The sequence below is a fragment of the Mycobacterium sp. TH-M116 genome (genome assembly GCF_057473685.1).
On record NZ_JBYCLC010000232.1, the window covers coordinates 1 to 2,424 of the forward strand.

3 protein-coding genes are annotated in these 2,424 nt (G+C 67.7%); 2 read left to right on the top strand and 1 reads right to left on the bottom strand.

The window, feature by feature from the left end:
- Positions 1-62: 62 nt before the first annotated feature.
- On the top strand, positions 63-857 hold the full coding sequence (locus AC2VOK_RS11635) for an alpha/beta fold hydrolase (RefSeq protein WP_428900605.1): 795 nt from the start codon (positions 63-65) through the stop codon (positions 855-857).
- A 20-nt stretch (positions 858-877) separates the two neighbouring features.
- On the opposite strand, the gene AC2VOK_RS11640 is transcribed toward AC2VOK_RS11635, so the two are convergent.
- The gene (locus AC2VOK_RS11640) at positions 878-1,882 is read right to left on the bottom strand and encodes a Gfo/Idh/MocA family protein (RefSeq protein ID WP_428900606.1); all 1,005 of its coding nucleotides are present in this window, start codon (positions 1,880-1,882) and stop codon (positions 878-880) included.
- Positions 1,883-2,053: 171 nt separating this feature from the next.
- Here AC2VOK_RS11640 and AC2VOK_RS11645 point away from each other — a divergent pair.
- The coding region (locus tag AC2VOK_RS11645; RefSeq protein ID WP_428900607.1) for an FAD-binding protein at positions 2,054-2,424 on the top strand (371 nt) is incomplete at its 3' end.

Below are 2,424 nucleotides of genomic sequence, written 5' to 3' on the forward strand. Positions count from 1 at the left end.
CCTGGTGGATGCCCGCGCGGCGGGCGTGAACGATTGCCGGTAGCGCTGATAGGGTCCCTGCCGTGGACCTTTTCGTACGCGAATCGGGTCCGGTCGGGGCGCCGACCATTGTCTTCCTGCACGGCGCATATACGAGCGGCTGGTCCTGGGAGCCAGTGGTCGAACGCCTGCAGCATTATCGCTGCCTGGTACCGGATCTGCCCCACTACGGCAAGAGCTTCGAGCAGGGGCCATTCGAGATGGGCCGAGCCGCCACCGCGGTGGCAGAACTCATCCGCACCCGGACAGCCACCGGCCGGGCACACGTGGTGGGCTGGTCGCTCGGAGCCCAGGTAGGGGTGCAGCTGTTGGCGACCGAGCCGAAACTCGTCGACCGGGCGGTGCTGTGCGGGACCGCCGTCAACACATTGCCGTTCGTCGGGTTGACGCGCCGGCTGCTGGCGCTGCCTGCCCGGAACTCCATGTACCGATGGCTGGTGCGCCACTACCGCAATGCCTGGCAGGCGGCGGTTCCTTCGGACCACCTCGACGAGTATCTCGAGGACGTACGTCTCATCACCAGCGGCCAGCTCGCCGACGTCATCATGGCGACCGCCGGGTTCACGTTTCCCGAGGGACTCGACAAATCCGATTCGCCCACCTTGTTCGTCACCGGCACCAGGGAGCTACCGATCCTGCGAAGCTGGGCTGCAGAGCTTGCGCGGCAAATGCCCCATGGAGTCGACGGGGTCGCAACCGGCATGCCCCATGAATGGCACAAGCGCGATCCGGACCTCTTCGCACGCACCGTCGACGCGTGGCTCACCGACAGTGCCCTACCGCCCGAGATCGCGCTGTCGCACTCCGGTCGACGCTGACCGACCGGCACACCGCGTGTTCAGGACGGCTGGCGAAGCGAAAGACCGGCAGCGCAATAGATCTCGTCGATCACGGTCATGTTCTCGATCGCCCCGTGCGGCGTCGTCGTCACCGGCTCTCCGCGCAGCACCGCCCCGGCGAAAGCGTCGAGCTGGTAAGCGTAGGAGCTGCGCCGTGGGAAGCGCTCCACCCGCTTTCCGTCAGCCGAGCGGATCGAGAGCCGAGGAAAGAGATGGGGTGCGGCCGGGCTGAGGTATCGCAGCCGGCCGCGATCCCCGACAACCTTGGCGCTCGCCCGAAACAGGTCCGAGGACCACTGCGCGCAGTGCAGCCGGCCCGTGTGCCCTCCGGCGAACCGCAACTCGGCCGTCATGGCCCGGTCCACCTGAGGACTGTCCAGCTTCGCCCGCGCCGAGACGACGCCGGGGGTCGAACCGCCGAACGCACGGAGCATGTCGACGATGTAAACGCCGGCATCCATGACCGCTCCCCCTGCCACGGAGTAGTCGTAGGCGTTGACGTTGGAGCGCTTGGGCAGTAACACGCAGATCGCAATCTCCACCCGCTGCAGTCTGCCGAGCTCGCCCGACGCAATGATCTGCTCGACGCGCGCAGTCAACGGGTGGTAGCGGTATTGGAGCGCCTCCATCACGACCCGGTCTGATTTGGCCGCCAGTTCGGCGATCTCGCGGGCCTCGGCGGCATTGGCGGTGAACGGCTTTTGGCACAGCACATGCTTGCCTGCGTCCAGCGTGGCTCGGGTCCACCTGCCGTGCACGCTCGTCGGCAGCAGGTTGTAGACGGCATCCAGATCTGGGTCGGCGATCAGCGCCGCGTAGTCGTCATGCACCCGGTCGATGCCGTGTTGTGCGGCAAAGGCTCGGGCGCGGGACACATCGCGCGAGGCCACCGCGGCCACGACGACCTCGCTGTTGTCCTGCGCCGGGGTGAGGAGTGTCATCGGCGCCCAGCGCGAGGCGCCCAGGATGCCGATCCGCACCGGGGCGGCGGTGCGTCCAGGCATGGGGGCGATGCTAACAGTCGATCCGGGTCACTCGAAGGGACGAACGCCACTCGGGTGGTGCGGCTGACCGGTGCGGCATTCGTCGGCGCCCGCGACCGATGTCAGATGTTACGATCCCGGTTCGCCTGGGCCGGTTGCGCTGTGGGCCCATGATCGGTTGAGGAGTTCCACGTGGTTGACGGCGAACTCAGTGGGCGCGAGCCCGATCCCGTGCTGTGGGACGTGATCGTGGTGGGCACCGGCATGGGCGGCGGGATGCTGGGCTACTCGCTGGCCCGCTCAGGCCGACGAGTGCTGTTCGTCGAAAAAGGCCGCTCCACCCTGCCCGGCACCCCGGGCACCATCCGCGACGCGATGCCCGAACTGGCCGAACCCCAGGCGGCCCGTTCCACAGGCACCTACTACGACGCGTTGGCCCGCGCCGGACGCAGCACCGACGAAATCGAAGACATCAGCGGGCGCTTCCCCAAACGCTTCGTGCCCTACATCGGTGCCGGCACCGGCGGCTCCTCGGCCCTCTACGGCATGGTCTGCGAACGCTT

Excerpts from the sequence above, each read along its gene's own strand:
- AC2VOK_RS11640 (WP_428900606.1), bottom strand. The coding sequence starts at position 1,882 with ATGCCTGGACGCACCGCCGCCCCGGTGCGGATCGGCATCCTGGGCGCC.